The following is a 20955-nucleotide window of genomic DNA, read 5'->3' as shown; positions in this document are numbered from 1 at the left end:
AGCCTCAGCGCCCTCAGCGTCTCTGTGGTTCGTAACTCTTGATAACTCTACCAGCACCTCGCAGCTGCTGATAGTACGACTGACTAACCGCATCTCCCTGTTCCGAGAGAATATCAATTCCGATCCCATCCCGTCCCTGCTCTTTGCCAGAACTATGGATATAATAACCATCCGCCAAATAAAGCCCGACATGGGTTGCTTTTTGGCTAGTTCCAAAAAATACCAGATCCCCGGCGGTTAATTCTGCAATAGTAATTGGTTGAGTGAATCCTTCCTGTTGATAGGCATCTCTAGGTAGCCAAATACCCACCGAAGCAAACGCCGCCTGCATCAACCCAGAACAGTCATAATTTGGCCCAACCGTACCACCCCAAAGGTAATAATTGGATTGCTGCATCGCTTTTTGGGTAAAGGCGATGACCTCTGCTAAGAGTTTTTTAATTTCAGATTCAGAAAATGTTGCAGCTTGATAATGTACAGTAGCAGATTGTAATGAATCAAAATCTGAAAGGGATACCCATCCGGGATAATCATCTTCAGACAAATACACCTCAACCGTTAAATTTTGATGATTTGATGTTACCCACAAATGTCTCCCAGATGCAGCTTGAGTTGCTAAACGCGTACATTCAGGAGAATCATATAAATTCAGGTCAACTAAACACTGATACTCCCCTGATTTTGGATTTTGGATTTTGGATTTTAGATTAAAGGACATTACTAGAGAATGATTTTTTTTAATAAAGACGAACAACTCGAAAATCTTGGTAATGGCATTTTAGATGCAACTTGGGCAGAATTTCCGACCTTAGCCCGTAATCAAATCGCCCTGACTTGGGTTGTTTACGATCCACCAGTGCTAGTAAATACTGGTGGGGCGCTGACTCCCAACGCTTTTTGGGATCACCCAGTTCGTGGTTTCACTTATCGTGGTGTTGAGCGGATTTATCCCGCCAGTGTAGTCAAGCTATTTTACCTGGTGGCGGTAAACGAATGGCTAGAAAAAGGGATGACTAACACTTCCAAAGAGTTGGAACGCGCCTTGCGGGATATGATTGTAGATTCTAGTAATGATGCTACCAGCTTGGTTGTGGATATTCTGAGTGGTACCACATCAGGGCCAGAATTGCCAATCGGGCCCTTTGAAACCTGGAAATATCAGCGTAATATCGTTAACCGCTATTACCAATCTTTGGGTTGGGAAGAAATGGAGACGATTAACGTCTGTCAAAAAACTTGGGGTGATGGCCCTTATGGACGAGAACGAGCGTTTGCGGGAGAGTTACTGGAAAATCGCAATATGTTAACAACAAATGCGATCGCTCGGTTACTGCATAGTATTGTAGGTGGAGTAGCGGTTTCAAGTGCGCGATCGCAAGCAATGATGGCTTTACTCAAACGTCCTCTCAACGATTTACCCACTGACACCGAAGAAAATCAGGTAACAGGTTTCTTAGGTGGTGGACTGACTGAAAATGCTCAAATTTGGTCAAAAGCAGGTTGGACAAGTCAAGTTCGCCATGATGCCGCGTATATTGAAATACCAGAACAGCGCCCTTACCTCTTAGTGGTATTTACTGAAGGCAAAGCACAGGCTAAGAGTCAGGCAATTTTGCCTTTTGTTTCTAAGCTAGTTGCCGATGCGATCGCTAGTCTATAATCCACTCCTGTGAACTTAAGTGAAATCGGCGGTTAGAAACCTCGTCTACACAGGCAAAACCGACCTCTGTGGGTTCAAACCCTCAATTTTTTTAGTACAGCTTTGCGTAAAATCGTAGCGTTTTTAATGCAAGGGGACGCATTGGCATTGTCAGCCGATGCATTGGCATTGTCAGTCGATGCATTGGCATTGTCAGTCGATGCATTGGCATTGTCAGCCGATGCATTAGCATTGTCAGCCGATGCATTGGCATTGTCAGCCGATGCATTGGCATTGCCAAATTTAATTCGCTACGAATTAATGAAATGCTGTACTTAGTCCGCCTCTGTGGACTAAGTTTGTGTAGCTGCGAATTACATTTGCCTTGGCTATTTCAACTTAAATTCATCAAACTTCAATACTTCCGAATCAGGCTTACGAGTATCAAAACGATAACTACTTATCGTACCTGCCTCCGTATCAAAGATACTAAAAACCGTAATATCATTACTCGAAATATAAGGCATTGGCTTTCCATCTTCACCCAATAAAGGGGAAATTGTTGGCACTATCGGTTCTAACCCATTGGGATCGCCAAGCTTAACATAATCCTCTTGATATCCAATTGGCACTTCTCGCTTTCTATTACCCCAAGCAGCGCCATAAGTATTACCTACATTAGATGTTTCTAGAAAATGCATTCCACTCTGACTAACAAAGCGGTTCCACAAATGGCAATGCCCATAGAATACCAATTGCACATTAGCTGCTTCAAGTATTGGGATAACATCGCGGATAATATAATCTGCGTCTTTTGGGTACTCATAACGCACTGCTTTAATATTATTATCATCCCGTTCAATTATTTGAAATGGTTCTGTATAAGGAGGAACTATATTATCGCCCAGAGTGTGGGGTGGATGATGAAACATCACAACTTTGTATTTTGCTTGTTGAAACTCAGGGCTGTTGAGTTCTGCCTCTAGCCAATTATACTGCTGGCTGCCTTTAGCAATTGGCTCATAAATTACCTGTCCATAGCCCCAATCTTCAGGATTATTTAAATCCTTTTCGGCTTCTCGATATCTACCCTTATGCTTTCCACCTAAGCTAGGAGTTCGCCACATATTCGTAGCGTAGAGTACTACCAAACGCACATCGCCAAAGCTGACTGCATAATATCTTTTTCCACCCTCTTTACTTTTTGGTAAAGAGAAAATCTCTTCATAAGTATTAGTATTAAAAGAATTATCTATTAAAGATTTGTCTTGGTAGATTTTTTGAGCAATTGCACGGGGAATTGTATCATCAAATTCATCATTTAAACTTCCCGTTCTGGCAAAGCGTCCCATTACCTCATGATTGCCAATGCAAGTAAACATGGGTGCGTGTTGAATTATTTGTCCACCAGTGTAGGTTGTTTTAACACCGTCGTGCGTCATTTCATATTTAGCACGACCTTGTAGACCGGGAAATAACGCACCACCACTATTATCATCAAACCATTCTGAAGCGCGATCGCTAACATTGACCAAATCACCCGCAAACCACACCCCATCAACCCGTCCAACCGTGTCTACCACCTTTTGCAGATTTGCCGCCGTCATCGGCTTTAATTGATGATCTGATGTGAGTAAAATTTTTAGTGGTGTATCCGGTTTTGGAGTAGCTGCGAGGCTAAAAACATCACTGCTAACAGTTTCGCCGTCTTCTCGCACACTTGTAATACGATAGTTTACCCGCAAACCAGGAGTTAACCCAATCACCTCAGCCTCATGCCGCCAAATGTTGCGTTGGACGGGTTTTTGATAAACTTGTCCGTCTTTGATTTGGTTTGCAACTCTTGAGTGTTGGTCTTCACGAGTGCGAGTGAGTTTGGTAGTATTTGCCTTAGCAGTTTGTTTAAGATTTTCGCTATAGGTTACTGTATGATTAACACCAGCAAACTCAGTAAACCAAACTACTCGCACTGAGGTTTGAGTTGGCAGTTGTAAAAATGGGTCGGTGAGCAATTGGGGTGCTGATGTCATAATTCTTTGCCCAAATGAACGCACACTAAACAGAGTAAAGCATATAACAAGCACAAGCATAGCCACCAAGAAAATTTTACGGCTGCGTAAACGTCTGAGCATGAGTAACATACTAAATTTTTTAGCGAATTCACCGACTGAACGCAATTTTATTATTACTCCCTTTCCACTACAAGCTTACCTCTAGCGCTGCTGCTACTCGCCCATGAACAATAAGGGTGTTAGGATATCTTTCACCAGCTGAATCTGACTTATGAAATTAGTTTGCTCCCAAAGCGATCTCAGTACAAATCTCTCACTCGTCAGTCGTGCAGTACCTTCACGACCAACTCATCCAGTTCTTGCCAATGTGCTGTTACAAGCGGATGCTCAAACTAACCAGGTAAGCTTAACAGCATTTGATCTTAGCTTGGGAATCCGCACCAGCTTTAACGCAGAGGTATGGCAAAGTGGTGCGATCGCACTTCCTGCTAAGTTACTTGTAGACATTACCTCTCGTCTTCCAGAAGGCGAAATCACTCTAGACGATGAATCGGCCCTCACAGGTGTTACATCCGGTGGAGAAGGGTTAATTGTCACACTCACACCTAAGAGTGGACATTACCAAGTCCGAGCAATGGGGCCTGAAGAATTTCCGGAATTACCTGTAATTGAAAATACAGAAGTAATCCATCTCACTACCACCGCATTAATTGAAGGATTACGCGGCTCATTATTTGCTACTAGTGGTGATGAAACCAAGCAAGTACTCACGGGGGTGCATTTAACAGTTAAACAAGATACTCTAGAATTTGCAGCTACCGACGGACATCGCCTAGCAGTTGTAGAAACTAGCAACGAGCGTCCTTTAGGTGGAACTAGTCAATTAGAAGTGACAGTACCAGCTAGAGCATTACGTGAACTACAACGAATGCTAGCTCATAGTGCCTCATCAGATGAACCTGTAGCTTTATATTTTGATCAAGGTCAAGTAGTGTTTGCATGGCAAAATCAACGCTTGACTAGTCGCACATTAGAAGGGCAATATCCTGCTTATCGACAACTAATTCCGCGCCAATTTGAGCGACAAGTAACAATTGAACGCCGACAATTCGTCAGTACTTTGGAGCGAATTGCTGTACTAGCCGATCAGAAAAATAATATTGTTAAGCTCAGTATTGACAGCGAAGCCCAAGAAATTACCTTATCTTGTGAAGCTCAAGATGTAGGCAGTGGTAGAGAGTCAATGCCAGCACAAATTTCTGGGGAAAATATTGAGATTGCTTTTAACATTAAATATTTGATGGAAGGCTTGAAAGAGTTACCATCTTTGGAAATTCAAATGCATTTAAATCAAAGCCTAACTCCAGTGATTTTTACCCCATTGGGTGGTTTGAAAATGACGTATTTAGCTATGCCGGTGCAACTTAGAAGTTAAGTTATAGGGCTTCTGAGTTGAATGTCGTACAAGAAGCCTACCCCGGCAAAGCTATGCTTTGTCTCCCCTTCCCAGCCTTTGAATGAAATTGCTAAATAATCTCCTCTACGGAAAATACTACTCTAAAACCACAAACCCTAAGTCCACCGTCTGACTCATTCCAGCTACGGCTAGCGCTGCGACACAGTTCTGCGTTGAAACTCCAAGAACCACCGCGTAGCACTCGGCGATTAATATCACCACCAACTTCCCAAGCTGTTCCATCTGAGGGTGCGTCGTTGTAATTGTTGTGCCACGAATCAGCGCACCATTCCCAAACTAGCCCGTGCATATCGTACAATCCAAAGGCGTTGGCGACTTCAAAACTACCGACGTTTGTTGTTTCTTTACGGAATTTGCTTTTTGGTTCGATAGTGCAACTGACTAACTCAGAGGTAATGGTTTCGCCAAAGTGAAAAGATGTTGTAGTTCCAGCCCGACAAGCATATTCCCATTCAGCTTCACTTGGTAAACGATAGTCGCGTCCAGTTTTTTCTGATAGTCTGAGACAAAATTCTACAGCCTCATACCAAGATACATTTTCCACTGGTCTATCTAAACCTTTGAATTTTGATGGATGGGGATTTAAAGCTTGTTTGACTTTGGGTAAAGCTGCTACTACTCTCCACTGTGCTTGAGTTACAGGAAATTTCCCCATAAAAAATGGTTCAACAGTAACTTTATGTCGAGGACGTTCGTCAGCATCTCCTTCAAACTCTGGTGAACCCATCATATAAGTACCGCCAGGAATCGATACCATTTCTAATGTGACAGATTTACCCAATTCTTCGGCAAAGAAGTTTGCATTACAACTCACGCGGTTTACTTCTCTACCACCTGTGTCTACTGTCACTACATCAAATTCAAAGTTTTCTAAGGGGGGTAATGGTACTATTACTTTTTGTGGTGGCAGCGATAAAATGGGTTGAGGCATCGAAACAATTTTTAGGGCAACAGGTTTAATGTTTAATGTTGCAAATTTTAAATCGTTGAGAACTTCTGCTGCTGTTTGATACCTTTCACTTGGTAAATGTTTTAGTAATTTATCTAAAATTTTGCCTAAGTCGTCGTTGATAGTAATACCTTTTTCTTGTAACCGTTCGCGCCACAACCACTTAGCGTTCATGGCATCATAAATAGGGTCATTAATCTGTCCAGAAGCATCCTGCAAGGGCAAATATCGAGTTAAAAGACGCACACAAGTTACACCCAAAGCATACAAATCACTGCCGTGACAAGCAAATCCAGCCATTTGTTCGGTTGGGGCATAACCAAGGGTATAAATTACTGTCGCTTGTCTTCCTATGCTGGTTTGTGTTACCTGTTTAGCACCGCCAAAGTCAATTAATACGGGTTTTTGATCACTTGCACGGCGGATAATATTTTCTGGTTTGATATCCCGATGAATGACATTATGAGTATGAATGAATTGCAGTACTGGCAATAAATCAGCTAAAAGTTCCCAAATTTGTGATTCACCATAAGTTTGTTGCTGAACTTCTTGTAAGAGAGTCTTTCCTTGAATAAATTCTTGTACGAGATACAAACTAGCACCTTGTTCAAAGTAAGCTAATAATCTGGGAATTTGGGTATGATTTTCTCCCAGTTCATACAACCGAAAAGCTTCTTCTTTAAAAAATTCTGCTGCTTTGGTACGTTGTCCTGTTCCCTGAAACTGTGGGAAAAATTGTTTGATAACGCAAGGCGCGTTTAGTCTATCTACATCTTCTGTAGAATATGTTCTGCTAAATCCACCTTCACCTAAAAGTCTTAATACGCGGTAACGGTTTCTTAGAAGTTTGCCAAAGTTGCTTTGTCCGCAACTCACGCAAAATCTATTGCTATCAGAGTTGAATGGATTTGAGCAATTGGGATTTTGGCAGATTTGCATAATGAGGGGGAAATAGCATCTTCTCCAAAGTTAGCCCCAATATTATCTAATTGAAAACAGTTATGTAGAGAAGCGAACACGGAAGTTTATTCATGTGCTTAAAATTGCTCTAATTTTCTCATTATTAAAGAGGCTTAGGGAATATCAAATAACTCAAAGGTATTGTGTTTAAAACTATCTTTTATATGAGAATATAAATATGATTAACAATTAAAAACAGTTAGATCAGAGCATTCAAACCCTGAAGAAAACTGATATCAGTGTCTTAGGCTTGCCGTAATGCACCCTACATTTTAAGATAGCGGTTTTTCACTATCTAAAAAAGTTCGTAAAGAACCAATTAAAGAATTAAAAACTTAAGAGAGTTACATAAGGGGATTTAAACCCTCAGTGAAACTATAGGTATTTGTAGATACAGGGGTATAAAACCCTTTATTTTACATAAATTTTATTGCCAATCTGACTCTCAATGCGGTTTGGATAAGCACTGTTGACCTTTGCTGTGAATTGAGAAAAGGGTAAATGTTTAAAATTACTAGCGTTGCTGAATTCAAGTATTAAATTGATTTTGCGTGATTTCAAAACCTTTGTAAAAATGTTACAATGCAACGTCTTTACACCAAGTTTCATACATCTAATCAGCTACGCTAAATTAACCTTTTCCCTTTCAGCTAACTGTGGAGGAGCAAAGAAGACAAGGAATAAAATAATAACTCCTAACTATAGATATAAAATAACTTAGTTGACCTTACGTTGGAAAGTGAATGTTCCAGACTGTCCAGGTTGAAGTGGCCCTGGAATTGTGTCTAGATAGGTGGTGATATCAACGCCTATCGCATCCGTTACTGCTGCTCCCAAATTTAGATAAGTTACAATTCCGGCAGTATCAATTGCAGTACTAAACACGTGGCTGGTATCTACTTTTCCATTGTTGTCATTATCTTTTGCCCAGTTATTATTAGTGGAATTACCATTTTCAGTAATAATGATTCCAATTGCATTCAGAGTAGCGTTATTTGAGCCGATAGGAACTGATGAAATATTGGTGTAAGTAATACGATACTCAATAATATTGCCTACGCCAGGCTTTTTCACTGTTGTACTAAAAGTGCTATCATTCACAGCAACAGCAGAGCCACTTCCTTGTAAAACCCGAGATTCTTTCACAAGTTTCAAGAAACCTGTGTAAACTTGATCAACCGTATTATTGTAAGATTCTCCAGAGTTAAAGGCTCCATCACTATTACTATCCACAAAAGCTCGAATAGTCACAGGAAAAGCTTTACCCGTATCTGTTGATAGAGGCGTTCCTGCTGGTAAATCTACAGTTACGGTGTAATCAACTGGCAAATTATTGAGGGTTGGTAGGGCAATTCCTAAGCCAGAAGTCAAGGTGAACACAGTGCCATTGTATGTGTAAGTGGCAACACTGACTCCAGAGGTCAAGGTTACAGTTGTACCTGATGGTAGGTCACTCGTATTGGTTGGGGTAACTGGTACTAATAAGACGTTACTCAACAGAGTTGGATCGGGGTTTAGTATAGTATTGAAGAAGCTCACAGCAGCAGGATTAATGGTAGATCCTGGCGGCAGATAGAGTGGAACGATCGCTGATTGGTTTGAAAAATCATTATTATTATCAGTTGCTCCCACAGCGTTAGGGAACAGGTGCGGCCCATTCAAAATCGAGGTTTGGGCTGTCATTGTAAAGGTGTTAACTTCTCCTCCAGGCCCTTGACCTGTGTTGTTATTACTAGTATCTGCCCCTTGAGAAGCAACATTTGCTACCCCAGTATTCGGAACATTTGAACCAACAGTACCATCATCATTAAAGTTGCTAGGGCTTTGGTCGCCTGACTCATCATAAACTAGCTGATTGAGTGCATCACCTTGAGTTTGACCAAAGCTTTGAGCAATATTAGAAATTGTAGCGGTGGAAGTTAGAACTCCATTTGTCACTACTTGGAAGGATAATCCATTCACTGTTGTACCTGCTGTAAGAGTACCAGATTTAACAAATCCAATACGAGTTACCAACGTTAAATCAACGGGGACAATACTAGTCCAAAGGGCATTGTTTGCTGTCACTAGTGTAGGTGTCACAGTGTAAATAACACTCCAACCTGTAGGAGGAGTAACTACGCTTGCTAAATGAGTATTTACGGGAATAGCATCAGATACCAAAATTTTGGCACCAATCAGCCCATCTACGTTGATGTTCGTACCTACCAAATTTGCGGGAGTTAATCCTGTACTACCTGTGGGACTTGTGGAATCAATTTTTAGACTCAAATCGTAGGTCAACTTATCATCACCCAGATTGTTGGGTGTACTGGAATCTGAATACCCAGAACGAACTTTTAAGACTTTAGCAAAAGCCTGTGGAATTGCAGAGATAGTAGTTGTTTGTATAGCACTAGCTTCTCGTTCTCCATTCAACGGTATCCCTGCTGTTTCTCCTGCTGTTCCATCTAAATTATCAATGGTACGGACTTCTGTAGCGTTTGAGCCATCAGGACTATCAGGTTGGTTCTGAGTAGTATTACTGTTATCGTTAGGGCCTGTGTCACCTAATAATACAGTGATAACAGAACCCGGCGTTGCTAAAAGATTAACTGTGACAGGAACACGTACTTTGACAAATCCACTGACAGGAATGGAACTAGTGGTAAAACCAGTATTAGGAATAGTAGTTTCAAATGTACCGTTACCATCTAAATCTGCGGTGATTGCGCCAGCTGTTGCTGACCCTGTAATAGTAGCTTTACCCGGAATGAAGAAACGGGTAGGATCATTCCCCACATTAGTGATCAAAAAATCGTAGTATAGCAAATCGTTAGAAACAACACTACCACCTGTTGTATCTGTCATACCTTGAGAAGCCACCGTAATTCCTGCTGTCTCTGCTACAGAAACTGTTACAGTATTAGAAGTAGTTTTATTAAGAACATTTACACCCAAATTATTCACGTAATTATATTCAGCAGTTGCAGTGTTGTCGATAGTAGTACCAGAGGTTGTACCATCTGCCAAAGAAGGCATTACTACTGTAAATGACCCTCCTAAAGAAATTGCTGCTACTAGTAAAAAACGGTAGTGATGAAAATTATGAGCAAAAAAGTTCCGTAATGGTTTCATAATTTATGAACTGATTTTCAGTTTTTGAGTTGTTGTTGTGTAACATCTTGCACCAGTTGTTTTAAAATATTTTTGTAGGTAAACACTGCTTTATATTTGCTTAACCCGTGATTCTAGAGATGTAAGCAATGCTTACTCTACTAATATTGAGAATGGTACAAGATATGTTTTCCTAGTACCTTTATCTACGAAACGCTATGCGACGCGTAACTTTTAATGAATATTACTCATAAACTCGCTAACAGAATTATTAATTGCTATTCTATTAATTAGGGGGTTGAGACATTTCATTAAGGTGGCTTTTTTTTAGCGAACTGTAGTAGTTGTAGGAATAAAAATGACGCAAAAATTACGGTCAAATCAAACCAAAAATGGATGAATTTGTTTTCTATTATTGTGTAACAAATTAAAACAAAAATTCCATAATATTTGATGGACTGTTTATTCAGTACAGACAATTAATCCACAAATTACAAAAATAAGTGGATGAAAACAAATTAAACATTAGACTTGTAATTTCAAAGTCCTATTACTGATAACTTTGATTTAAAGTAACATCATCTGTTTTTTATAAAAAACCAACGCTGCTAGACTGATTTGGTACTGAACTTTACATACTCTATTGTATTTGTAAAGCTTGATACTTTGCCACCGTAAACTCACTTAATTTAAAATATTGCTGGATGTTAAGCAATTGTTATAAATACTAAATTCTTGACCCTTAACTCTCACTACAGTTCGGTTAAGACAAAAACTAGATAGACTGAGGGTTATTACTGAAGTGTATTGAGATCAAATCAGGTACGGTACTCCAAGCCTTAGAAACTGCGATGCCATTAAAGAGGCGAAATCGTTAAAATTGATTTGACTCTTATTTGAAATTTTTATTCTCTCCAGAAATGCGAATTAATTCAGCTACAAGAGCAGCGATCGCAGATACTGTAATCAACATCACACTCAGCGCGTTAATATCAGGCTTGACTCCGGTTCTAATGCGGCTAAAAATTTCCATTGGTAGGGTATTATAACCGCTACCAGCAGTAAAACTGGCAATCAGAAAGTCATCTAAGCTGAGAACAAAAGCCAAGAGACAACCAGCTATAATACCAGGCATTAATTGAGGTAATAATACTTTAATAAAAGCTTGCGTTGGTGTAGCGCCTAAATCTAGTGCTGCTTCTTCTAAGTGAGGATCTAAATTGCTCAGTCGTGAAGCAACCACAAGTCCGACGTAAGCCAGACAAAACACGATATGTGCTGCAACTATTGTCCACAAACTCAAAGGGATTGCAAAGGCTGCTAGACATACTAGGGTAGCCACTGCGATCGCAATATCGGGAATAATTAATGGTAGGTAAGCAACACCACGATACAATTTCTTACCAAGAAATTCGTAACGCGCCAACCCAACCGCCATCAAGGTTCCCAGTACTGCTGAAATTCCCACTGCAAAGCCAGCAACTATTAAACTGTTTTGCAAAGCTGATAAAATGCGATCGTCACTGAATAACTTGCCATACCAGTCGAGAGTGAATCCTTGCCAAGTTGCACTGTAAGGTGACTGATTGAAGCTATAAAAGCTAAGTACCAGTATGGGCAGGTACATGAACACAAACATCAGCAGTGAGAAAACCGCCTGCCATGAGACACGCGGTTTTTTGAGAGGTGGAGAGATATTCACGTTTATATTTGATTTTTATTGATAGCAACACAAAATATCATATTTATTGCAATAAGTCAATAAGCTAACTCGCTTCTCTCCCTTTTGCCTCCTGTTAAAAGCTTAGATAAAATTCACAATAAAACTTCAACTCTTCTAATTTCAAAGTACCTATTTTACGAAAATGTTTCCTTTGGGTAGCTACGGGTTATCCTTTAGAGTACGGAAAGCCGTCCAAAAAGTCTCTATGTAAATCATTCTTTAAATAACGTTTTAAAATTAGATAATTGACAGGCGATAGTAGACTATTTTCGTTCATTATCACCATTTAATTTAGATTTTGGCTATTTTAGAAAATTGCTATTTATAATTTATTGTACTAAATAACCAAAAATCGATAAATTAAAATGTATTTACCTCTTTAGGAGAGGGTAATTTCCGTACAAAGATAGACAAAGGATATAGAAATAAGAGCATAAGATTTTGAAAGAGTGTTAATAAACTTGGTATCTAAAATTACTTTATGATGCAAAGTGAATTAATTACAAGCACTAGAACAACAGAAAGAAAAAACTTTTAATTCAAGTTTTATTTGTTAGGAGGTTTGTGATGCGAATAGCTCAAATAGCGCCACTGTGGGAGAGAGTTCCACCTCCAGCTTATGGTGGTATAGAGTTAGTAGTGGGGTTGCTTACTGATGAATTAGTTCGACGCGGACACGAAGTAACTTTATTTGCATCGGGAGATTCTATCAGTCTGGCAAAACTAGTGTCAGTTCATCCCCGTGCCCTCAGACTTGATCGCACTATTAAAGATTACAGCATTTACGAAATGCTGAATCTAGCTTCGGTTTATGAACGCGCAGAAGAGTTTGATATTATTCACTCCCATATAGGCTGTGGGGCGCTGTCCTATGCGAATCTCGTCACAACTCCTACGATTCATACGTTGCACGGGATTTTTACCCCGGACAGCGAAAAGATGTTTAGTTTTGGTAAAAAACAACCCTACGTTAGTATTTCTGATGCACAACGAGAACCAAGGTTAGGGTTAAACTGTATAGCAACCGTCTACAATGGAATTGATGTCAGCAGTTATAATTTTCACGCCCAACCCGAAGATCCGCCCTACCTAGCATTTTTGGGTCGGATGTCTCCTGAGAAGGGAGTACACTTAGCAATAGAAATTGCAAAACTTGCTGGTTGGCGTTTGAAAATGGCAGGTAAGATTGATGCCGTTGATGCGGAATACTTTGAGAAGGAAATCAAACCGCACATTGACGGCAAGCAAATTGAGTATTTGGGTGAAGCTAACCATGCTCAAAAAAATGCCCTTATGGGAGGTGCAGTCGCAACTCTATTCCCCATCACTTGGCGAGAACCCTTTGGATTGGTGATGGTGGAGTCAATGGCTTCAGGTACGCCAGTGATTGCGATGAAATTGGGATCTACTGAAGAGGTAATTTCTCACGGCAAGACGGGTTTCCTCTGCAATAATACTCAAGAATGCATCAGTGCCATTGATCGGGTAATAGAATTAGACCGCTACGCCTGTCGCCAGTATGTTCAAGACTGTTTCAGCGTTGAGCAAATGACTGATGGCTATGAGGCGGTTTATCAACAAATAATAGCAAAACGATTTTCTCAGAATGGGCGTTTCCGCAGTTTGATTGGTTTAGGTAGCGATCGCACTTAAATATCACATTTGTGTAATATTACATGTTTTTAACTAAATAGAATACAAACCATAGTAGGAACGCACAGATGTGCGTTCCTACCAAATCAAGCGATAGCTCCATTTTTCTACAGTTCTAGCACTGACTCCTGGAACTCTTTCTAAGTCTTGTAAAGATGTAAATTTTTGCTGTTGACGGCTAATAATTATCCGTTGTGCTAACTTCTTACCCACACCAGGGAGAGTTGTCAATTCTTCTAGATTTGCAGTGTTAATATTTATTTCTTTAATTGCTTGTAGTTCACTTGATGAATAACTTTTTATCTGAGGACACCGTGTTTGTTCTACTTTAATTTTTTCTTGAATTCCTGGTGGTAAGCCTGGTTTAACTTTGGCATAAAGACGAGCAAATTCGCGCACATAATGGGCAGCAACTATGGGACTTTGAATCACTACAAGCGTCTCATCATTACCATTATTGGCAGCATCTGACCAATTATGAGAACCTGTAATTACTGTTTGATTATCAATAACACCAAATTTATGATGTAATAAATCGCCTTTGGGTAACACAGGTACACCTACGGTTGTAATTGGATTTTTCCAAGGATGGTTATCAACTTCATATTTACATTTGTTACTGAGAGCAATCCCCATCATATCCAATGCTTCACTATAAGGACGATAGGCAAATTGTGGTTCAATTAAAGCGCGAATTTGCACACTTTGTTGATGGCGTTTTTCTAAGATATTGGCAAGAAGCTGATCAGAAAACACAAATAACGCCATATCAACAGATTTGGTTGCTGAATCTAAAGTTTTGCCAATTAAACCATTACTACTGTTACTCCAGGGTTGAGTTGGGGAAGTAGGCGAAAACTGCACAGTAATTTGGGTGTTCCCTAAAGTGATTTGTCTAGGTAAACGCATCGGTTTTTCCAAACCAAATTGACTATCTGGTTTACCTCCTGGGCCATCTCCCCACATGACATTAAACTCTTCTGTAAATAAATATGCTAGTTCTGCGCTCTCAATCTGCAATAAGTTATTGGCATTGCCTAAGCTGCTGGAATTTGTGAAATCACCAGAAGTATCGCTTAAAGTAAAATTGGCTGAAGTAATAATTACAATGCGATTATCTACAATCACAAATTTGTGGTGCATCAAACTGCTACCGGCTGAACCATCCGCTTGATCATCTATCCAGGGAATTTTGGCATTTTGCAAAACTATCAAAGCATCTCTTTGATTTATTTCTGCTGGACTGAGTTGATTATCTTGGTTAATATCGATAAATTTGCGAAATTCGTTATAACGTTCCTGTTCCCTTTTATCTAACTTACCTACTTCAGCAGATGTTAAGCTACTCCAAGGTCGGCTATAGGTATTTTCTAAAATTATCCTGACTTTTACCCCAGCTTTTTGTCTATCACCCAGTGCTTGGGCAACTTTGGGTAAACGTAATTCTTGCACCGCCACATCTACTGTAGACTTAGCTTGTGTAATAGCATTGACAATCTGTTTTTCTAAATCATCCCCAAGACGAATTTGCTGACGGTAAGGTTCTTTGTATTCTGAAGACTCAGAATGGTTAAAGTAAACTTGAATTAATGGATCTTGTGGTAAAGGTGCTGGACGTTGATTGGAAGACTGGACTCGTTGACAAGCAACAAGAGGAAATATCAGTAAAAAGATATATAAACAATATCTTCGTCTAGAGATAAGTTGCACTGTAATCTGTTAAAAGTGGATTAGGAGTGGACATATTTATCATTCCCAAAATTTTGTGTTCTGAATTAAGTAGAAAAATAACTTTCCAAGTAAAGGGAAAAATCCACTGTTAGAGCATTACAGAGATTTTTTCACGATTTGTCCACTCAAACTATATATACTGACAAGATCAGCAGCCTACTACCAACGTGTGTTCTCACCATTATCGGTTATATGCAAATTTATCTAGATTACAGCGCCACTACTCCGACTCGAAAAGAAGCGATCGCAGTTATGCAAACAGTCCTCACCGAACAGTGGGGCAATCCTTCCAGCTTACATGAGTGGGGGCAAAGGGCTGCAACGGTTGTGGAACAAGCCAGAGTCCAAGTTGCTGGATTAATTAACGCTGTCGATCCAGCATCAATAATCTTTACATCTGGTGGTACCGAAGCAAATAATCTGGCGATTATGGGGGTGGCTCGGTTGTATGCTGTTCCTCAACATATTATTATCTCTAGCGTGGAGCATTCAGCAATTTCTGAAACGGTAAAGTTGCTAGAAATATGGGGTTGGGAAGTTACGCATTTATGTGTAGATGTTAAAGGCAAAGTCAACCCCTTGGATTTAAAGGCGGCGTTGCGACATAACACAGTTTTAGTTTCTATCATTTACGGTCAAAGTGAAGTTGGAACTGTGCAACCGATCGCAGAACTGGGTAAAATTGTGAGATTGCATGGTGCTTTGTTCCATACAGATGCGGTGCAAGCTGCGGGACGCTTACCCATAGATGTGCAACAACTACCCGTAGACTTACTTAGCCTTTCCAGTCATAAAATATATGGGGCGCAAGGTGTAGGGGCGCTATATCTGCGTCCTGGTGTGGAATTGATGCCCTTACTGGGTGGTGGTGGGCAAGAAATGGGACTGCGTTCTGGTACGCAAGCAGTACCGATAATTGCGGGGTTTGGTGTAGCAGCAGAATTAGCAGCCAAAGAATTGGCTACAGAAACACCACGGTTAATTGAGTTACGCGATCGCGCCTTTGCCCAATTAGCTGAAATTCCTGGTTTAATTGCTACAGGGGATGGCTGCGATCGTTTACCTCACCATATCAGTATGTGCTTAGAATACGCCGATGGGGAAAAACTTAGTGGTAAAACCTTGGTACGACAGTTAAACCTTGCTGGCATCGGCATCAGTGCTGGTGCTGCCTGTCACAGTGGTAAACTTAGCCCTAGTCCGATATTGTTAGCGATGGGTTATTCCGAAAAAGCTGCTTTGGGGGGAATTCGCATCACATTGGGGCGTGATACGACTGAAGCTGATATAGATTGGACGGTAATGGTGTTGAAGCAAGTTTTGCAGAGGCTGATACCGGATTTATCTTTAGTTTAGCGTTAAATCAAATGTGACAAATCAAAAATCGTTGGTTGTGTTGGTAGTCTGTACCCGCAAATGTATGATTTGTTATGCGCTTCCTCAACCATCAGTTCTCAGAGTAAGGGACCCAAGCACGAGATGAGCCAAATCGTCAGCTTTTTTGGACTGTTCTGCTGCCAAAGTTCGTAGCGTGAACTCTTGCTCAACAGCGTCCCCAATTGTATTTTGAAGTTCCTCTGGGGGGACAATAATTTTTAATTCTAATAGCTTTGATGGACTGATTCGCTGTCGCCCTGTTGCTCCGGTAACATTTGCTGTGGCTTGACGGGTAAAATGGTCAGAACGTAAGGCTCGAAATAAGTAATAGAGATTTATTTCAGCTTGCGGTTTCTTCCTTAAAACGATAAACTCAGTTGATGCAACTGCATTTGTCAAATCTTGTGTTACCAATGCTATCTTTTTGTTTGCCAAGCTAGGCATAATCTTTGCAAATAAAATGTCGTGTTTTTGGAAGCGATGTTTCGTGCTTCTTATATCTCTCCCTTTTCTAGCTCTAAAGGTTAAGATATGTCCATAAATATCATCTACTTCTCTTAAGTCTATATATTCAAATATTTGCTCTATATATCTATTAGATTGAGTTTTAACACTTCTTGACACTATATCTACAAAATTACCCAACGGATATTGCTCAAATTCGCCTATTTGCTCATGTAGATATTGTGTATACGCAGCACCAGCATCAACGGTATCAATATCATTTGCCGCTTCTTCAGTGATTGTTAAAATTAGAGGTTCTGTTTTGATTAATTCTATGCTCATTGCAAATTGTGCTTGATGTTATGATAGGCTTCAGCTATTACAGGCAAGTCATTCAAATCAATCTCTCTGTAGTACTTTGAGGTGATATCATATCCAACACGCTCCGCTTGAGCTAGAAAACGCTTTTTATTATCTTTAGCTGTTTTCATTAAGTACAAAACACAAGTCCTAGCATTAGAACCTCCAAATGGTTTGAATGACCCAACAGGCAAACTTATACAAGCATGAATATAAGTATTAGCCTTCATAAATTTTCGGACTTCTGTTTCTGAAACGCCACTTGCAACACCATGAGGCAGAATTACAAGTAATCGACCAGTTTCTGGTTTCAACAGGCTAATAGCTCGCTCTAGAATCAAATAATCAGAGCCTTGAGCAGCTTTACCTCGGCCTAAGACATATCTGTTGAGAGAAGTAAAATCTTCATACGGTATATTAAATGGTGGGTTAATAAGGATCACATCAAATTTTGTAGCATTATTGTCCTCAATCGCTGTCAAGTCAGTTCTGCGACCATCCGTATTTTCAAAGAAGTCATCCCGAATTGAATCACCTGTATAAATATGCTCGTATCCATCTCCATGCAAAATCATATTTATCCTGCACAGCGTAGCTAAACGTGGATTTATTTCAATTCCCCACAAATGATTTGTAACAAGATTGCTAACAAGCCGATCTTTCTCCTCTTTGCTAATATCAAGGGAGCGAATTTTTTTGCGGACATGAACAAAAGCTCTGATCAGAAACCCACCACTACCACATGATAAGTCAAGAACTTTTTCGCCAATCTGTATATCAGCAATTTCAACCATAAATTCAACCAATTGTCTTGGGGTTAAATACTGCCCTAAGTCGCCACGAAGTGTTCCTGTAAGAAAAGCCTCATAAACAGAACCAACTACATCACCACCAGCACCAGCCAATCCCAGAGGAGTTTTGAATCCATAAAGCCCAAAAGGCTCTAACTCACGAACAATTTTATCAACTGTTTCATTGCTTCTAATTTGGATTTGAGTACCAGTAGGAAAAACATTAAATGTTTGTTTTGCATCAGAGAACATTTGCTGCAAAGCGGTAAGCGGACTGCTACCTAACAGCCATTGAGAAGTGAAGCGATTTGTCGCAAGACCTTCAGAGGCTCTTTTTTCCTCATTGAACTTGCATGTAAGAATTTTAGTTAATTCATCAAAAGCAGACTCAGCAATAAGTCCTTCCTTAGCAAGCTCCTTCCGGCATTCCTTAAAAGCAACCTCTAAATCAGCTTTATTTTCAATAGTTACTAGCAGCCGTTCAGCAGCTTGACGCTTTTCTGTTTGGATTAAAGTACTAGAAATTGTAAGTACTAGACTTCCTAATTCCTGTGGTTCTGGTACAGCTTCCAAACCACCAATATCATCTTTGTCGAGGTAATACACCTCCCAATCACGCCCATTAGTCAGAACAGCAATTGGGGTAGGTGGTTCTAGAAGTTGAGCATATGAAAGCGCCTGATTAACGTCCTCTTCTTTAAGTCTATGTTGAATTCGTTTTGTTTCAACAACGAGAGCAGGTCTTTGATTAATGTAAACAACAATATCAGCTTGCTTTCTAAAGCGATGACCTGAAGTTCCTGTAATAGATACTTTTCGCCCTATTTGGTGTCTGGTATAACCAAGTCTTTGCAGGAAAGGAATAACGACGTTTTCAGCGCAATCATCTTCCGAGTTCAACGGTGGTGCGTTTCGGAATATATCTTGAAGAATGGCTTGTTTATTTAGTGGCATAGACTACTTGATTATCTGTTGACATAGGAGTGTAACCTACTGCAAAGCTAAATAATGCATAAATACCTACTATATCGGAGTTTTGAGCGATCGCAAAATCCAACACTCATTGATTATTTCATCATCGTCGCATTCCTTGGCAGAACTGCTAAGGCGATCGCAGCACTCTATGTCACTGCCTTTGAAAGCATCACAACAGTTTTTTACAAATAAGTAAAATTTTGAGCGTGTCTGCCATGTGATCGCGCAAATGGCAACCTTAAACTTTCCTGGTAGCGGTATTTTCGATGCTCTGATTGCTCAAGTTGCTGTCACGGCTGCCAAAAGGGTTAAATAAATCTTTTCCCAAAAGGTAATATTTTGAGTCATAAAGGAGTTCAAGCATGACTTATTTTGATTACTTTTGAGGCTTTTTTTGAATGAATAAATTCATCATTGGAATTGGGATGTTCGTTGGCTCTACGATTGGTAGTTACATCCCTGCATTGTGGGGTGGAAGTGTGCTATCATTTACCTCGATCTTTTTCAGCGTCATTGGTGGACTTGTAGGGATTTGGCTTGGATATCGCGTATCAAAATATCTAGGTTTTATCTGATCGGCGTATCGCTGAAAACTTTAAACGAGTCTTTTACCAACAGCTAAAATTTTGAGTGTGTCTTCTATGCGATCGCACTTCTTCAATAAATGGGCAAGCACTCAGGGAATCTTAACTGAGCAGTTTATTTTGCAAGGGTTCTCTGCTATCCTCTAAAAACGCTGCCCAGAAATAAACTTATTAGTCTTCTACCCAAGAAAAGCCAATCTAACCAAAATACAATGTGAATAGCTACTATTACCCAAAATACAACTTGGTATGAAACCTTGCTACTTTTGTGGCGTAATGTTCGTTGGGCGATGAATGCCCCCAACCATCCACCCATAAATTCACATAAATGTAATCTCTTTTCTGATATTCTCCAACGCCCCTGCTTTGCACGATATTTATCATCCGCATACTGTGCAAAGGTAATAAAACTCATTACAGGATAGAGAATCAGAGGGATTGGATTGAAAGTTGTTAATGCAAAATGTATTGCTCCCAAAGCCGGTAATAATGATAAAAGCAACACTTCAAATATTAAAGAAGATTTCGCTGTGGGTTTGAATGTTGCTTTCTCTATTGCAGAAAGTGAGATTCTCAGTATAGGTTTGGATACAATTCCCTCAATGAAAGCGTTGCAAGCATGAACTCTTCCGTTTTTATCAACCGTTAGCTGATAGCAAATCACATCACCAACTTGTGGACGATGATTTGTTTGTTTGAGTGCAGTAATATGAAGAAAAACGTCTTGATTACCATCACTGGAGCGGATGAAGCCAAAGCCCTTGTCATCTTTCCATGTTGTTAGTTGACCTTTACGCAAAACAGGTTTCATAAAAGACGCTGATATTAATACTTTATTATTAAGATTCCCATATCAATACCAACAGACAACATAAATCCTGAACCTGTCTATAGATAACCTTCAAGTTACTGTCAATGTTAGATTCGCTACCGTAGTAAGCATTTCAGCTAGATTGCCGCTCTCGTAAGTCAACAATAAATAACTCCTCCCCGCAAGCGGGGCTATCGTGTACACACAAGTCTTTTACAGTGGCTCCACAGACTTTTAATCCCCCTAACCCTTCTAGAAAAGCAAAGCTGTTTCATTGCCTCAAAAGCTCAAAAAAGACTTGTGTTGTGAACGAAAGTACTTGTGTATACACCGTAGGCTCTTCGGGAGGGGAGACAAAGCATAGCTTTGGCGG

The 20955-nt window shown here is 40.0% G+C and carries 15 protein-coding genes; 6 read left to right on the top strand and 9 right to left on the bottom strand.

What is annotated here, in order from left to right:
* Positions 1 to 13: 13 nt before the first annotated feature.
* Entirely contained in the window at positions 14 to 718 is a 705-nt protein-coding gene (locus ACFE90_RS02905; protein ID WP_375497575.1) for an NlpC/P60 family protein, read from the bottom strand.
* A 9-nt stretch (positions 719 to 727) separates the two neighbouring features.
* Between ACFE90_RS02905 and ACFE90_RS02900 the strand changes: the two genes are divergently transcribed.
* Positions 728 to 1660, top strand: a complete 933-nt coding sequence (locus ACFE90_RS02900) for a serine hydrolase (protein WP_375497573.1) — start codon at positions 728 to 730, stop codon at positions 1658 to 1660.
* A 126-nt stretch (positions 1661 to 1786) separates the two neighbouring features.
* Positions 1787 to 1978, top strand: coding sequence for a hypothetical protein (locus ACFE90_RS02895; protein WP_375497571.1), 192 nt, complete (start codon positions 1787 to 1789; stop codon positions 1976 to 1978).
* 50 nt (positions 1979 to 2028) lie between these two features.
* Here the strand turns inward: ACFE90_RS02895 and ACFE90_RS02890 are convergent, their stop codons facing one another.
* A complete protein-coding gene (locus ACFE90_RS02890) occupies positions 2029 to 3669 on the bottom strand; it encodes a metallophosphoesterase (protein WP_375497569.1) in 1641 nt (546 codons plus the stop codon).
* Between the two features lie 253 nt (positions 3670 to 3922).
* Here ACFE90_RS02890 and dnaN point away from each other — a divergent pair, with 253 nt between their 5' ends.
* On the top strand, positions 3923 to 5086 hold the full coding sequence (gene dnaN, locus ACFE90_RS02885) for a DNA polymerase III subunit beta (protein WP_375497567.1): 1164 nt from the start codon (positions 3923 to 3925) through the stop codon (positions 5084 to 5086).
* Between the two features lie 91 nt (positions 5087 to 5177).
* On the opposite strand, the gene ACFE90_RS02880 is transcribed toward dnaN, so the two are convergent.
* From ACFE90_RS02880 to ACFE90_RS02870, 3 genes are all read right to left on the bottom strand, one after another.
* Positions 5178 to 7016, bottom strand: coding sequence for an SUMF1/EgtB/PvdO family nonheme iron enzyme (locus ACFE90_RS02880; protein ID WP_375497565.1), 1839 nt, complete (start codon positions 7014 to 7016; stop codon positions 5178 to 5180).
* A gap of 738 nt (positions 7017 to 7754) precedes the next feature.
* A complete protein-coding gene (locus ACFE90_RS02875) occupies positions 7755 to 10154 on the bottom strand; it encodes a beta strand repeat-containing protein (protein WP_375497563.1) in 2400 nt (799 codons plus the stop codon).
* An 871-nt stretch (positions 10155 to 11025) separates the two neighbouring features.
* Positions 11026 to 11835, bottom strand: a complete 810-nt coding sequence (locus ACFE90_RS02870) for an ABC transporter permease (RefSeq protein ID WP_375497561.1) — start codon at positions 11833 to 11835, stop codon at positions 11026 to 11028.
* A gap of 588 nt (positions 11836 to 12423) precedes the next feature.
* On the opposite strand from ACFE90_RS02870, the gene ACFE90_RS02865 reads away from it, so the two are divergent.
* On the top strand, positions 12424 to 13509 hold the full coding sequence (locus ACFE90_RS02865; protein ID WP_375497559.1) for a glycosyltransferase family 4 protein: 1086 nt from the start codon (positions 12424 to 12426) through the stop codon (positions 13507 to 13509).
* A 78-nt stretch (positions 13510 to 13587) separates the two neighbouring features.
* On the opposite strand, the gene ACFE90_RS02860 is transcribed toward ACFE90_RS02865, so the two are convergent.
* Positions 13588 to 15219 carry a DUF655 domain-containing protein gene (locus tag ACFE90_RS02860; protein WP_375497557.1) on the bottom strand — a complete coding sequence of 544 codons (1632 nt, stop codon included), beginning with the start codon at positions 15217 to 15219 and terminating at the stop codon, positions 13588 to 13590.
* A 213-nt stretch (positions 15220 to 15432) separates the two neighbouring features.
* On the opposite strand from ACFE90_RS02860, the gene ACFE90_RS02855 reads away from it, so the two are divergent.
* The gene (locus ACFE90_RS02855; RefSeq protein ID WP_375497621.1) at positions 15433 to 16596 is read left to right on the top strand and encodes a cysteine desulfurase family protein; all 1164 of its coding nucleotides are present in this window, start codon (positions 15433 to 15435) and stop codon (positions 16594 to 16596) included.
* Between the two features lie 84 nt (positions 16597 to 16680).
* On the opposite strand, the gene ACFE90_RS02850 is transcribed toward ACFE90_RS02855, so the two are convergent.
* Both ACFE90_RS02850 and ACFE90_RS02845 read right to left on the bottom strand, forming a co-directional pair.
* On the bottom strand, positions 16681 to 17403 hold the full coding sequence (locus ACFE90_RS02850) for a restriction endonuclease subunit S (RefSeq protein ID WP_375497555.1): 723 nt from the start codon (positions 17401 to 17403) through the stop codon (positions 16681 to 16683).
* Positions 17400 to 19166: an N-6 DNA methylase gene (locus ACFE90_RS02845; RefSeq protein ID WP_375497553.1), complete on the bottom strand. Its 1767-nt coding sequence runs from the start codon at positions 19164 to 19166 to the stop codon at positions 17400 to 17402. Before ACFE90_RS02845 ends, ACFE90_RS02850 begins: the two co-directional genes overlap by 4 nt.
* 54 nt (positions 19167 to 19220) lie before the next feature.
* Between ACFE90_RS02845 and ACFE90_RS02840 the strand changes: the two genes are divergently transcribed.
* Positions 19221 to 19379 carry a hypothetical protein gene (locus ACFE90_RS02840; protein ID WP_375497551.1) on the top strand — a complete coding sequence of 53 codons (159 nt, stop codon included), beginning with the start codon at positions 19221 to 19223 and terminating at the stop codon, positions 19377 to 19379.
* 528 nt (positions 19380 to 19907) lie between these two features.
* Here the strand turns inward: ACFE90_RS02840 and ACFE90_RS02835 are convergent.
* Complete coding sequence (locus ACFE90_RS02835; protein ID WP_375497549.1) at positions 19908 to 20582, bottom strand: DUF1294 domain-containing protein; 675 nt, start codon at positions 20580 to 20582, stop codon at positions 19908 to 19910.
* Positions 20583 to 20955: the final 373 nt, after the last annotated feature.

Source organism: uncultured Nostoc sp., assembly GCF_964245445.1.
In the GTDB taxonomy this organism is placed as follows: Bacteria; Cyanobacteriota; Cyanobacteriia; order Cyanobacteriales; family Nostocaceae; genus Nostoc.
The sequence above is the reverse complement of the archived record's forward strand: the minus strand, read 5'-3'. Positions and strand labels throughout refer to the sequence as shown.

What these genes read in the sequence shown, in the direction of transcription:
- ACFE90_RS02905 (WP_375497575.1), bottom strand. Translation starts at nt 718, where the DNA reads ATGTCCTTTAATCTAAAATCCAAAATCCAAAATCCAAAATCAGGGGAG.
- ACFE90_RS02900 (WP_375497573.1), top strand. Translation starts at nt 728, where the DNA reads ATGATTTTTTTTAATAAAGACGAACAACTCGAAAATCTTGGTAATGGC.
- ACFE90_RS02895 (WP_375497571.1), top strand. Translation starts at nt 1,787, where the DNA reads ATGCAAGGGGACGCATTGGCATTGTCAGCCGATGCATTGGCATTGTCA.
- ACFE90_RS02890 (WP_375497569.1), bottom strand. Translation starts at nt 3,669, where the DNA reads ATGACATCAGCACCCCAATTGCTCACCGACCCATTTTTACAACTGCCA.
- dnaN (WP_375497567.1), top strand. Translation starts at nt 3,923, where the DNA reads ATGAAATTAGTTTGCTCCCAAAGCGATCTCAGTACAAATCTCTCACTC.
- ACFE90_RS02880 (WP_375497565.1), bottom strand. Translation starts at nt 7,016, where the DNA reads ATGCAAATCTGCCAAAATCCCAATTGCTCAAATCCATTCAACTCTGAT.
- ACFE90_RS02875 (WP_375497563.1), bottom strand. Translation starts at nt 10,154, where the DNA reads ATGAAACCATTACGGAACTTTTTTGCTCATAATTTTCATCACTACCGT.
- ACFE90_RS02865 (WP_375497559.1), top strand. Translation starts at nt 12,424, where the DNA reads ATGCGAATAGCTCAAATAGCGCCACTGTGGGAGAGAGTTCCACCTCCA.
- ACFE90_RS02855 (WP_375497621.1), top strand. Translation starts at nt 15,433, where the DNA reads ATGCAAATTTATCTAGATTACAGCGCCACTACTCCGACTCGAAAAGAA.
- ACFE90_RS02850 (WP_375497555.1), bottom strand. Translation starts at nt 17,403, where the DNA reads ATGAGCATAGAATTAATCAAAACAGAACCTCTAATTTTAACAATCACT.
- ACFE90_RS02845 (WP_375497553.1), bottom strand. Translation starts at nt 19,166, where the DNA reads ATGCCACTAAATAAACAAGCCATTCTTCAAGATATATTCCGAAACGCA.
- ACFE90_RS02840 (WP_375497551.1), top strand. Translation starts at nt 19,221, where the DNA reads ATGCATAAATACCTACTATATCGGAGTTTTGAGCGATCGCAAAATCCA.
- ACFE90_RS02835 (WP_375497549.1), bottom strand. Translation starts at nt 20,582, where the DNA reads ATGAAACCTGTTTTGCGTAAAGGTCAACTAACAACATGGAAAGATGAC.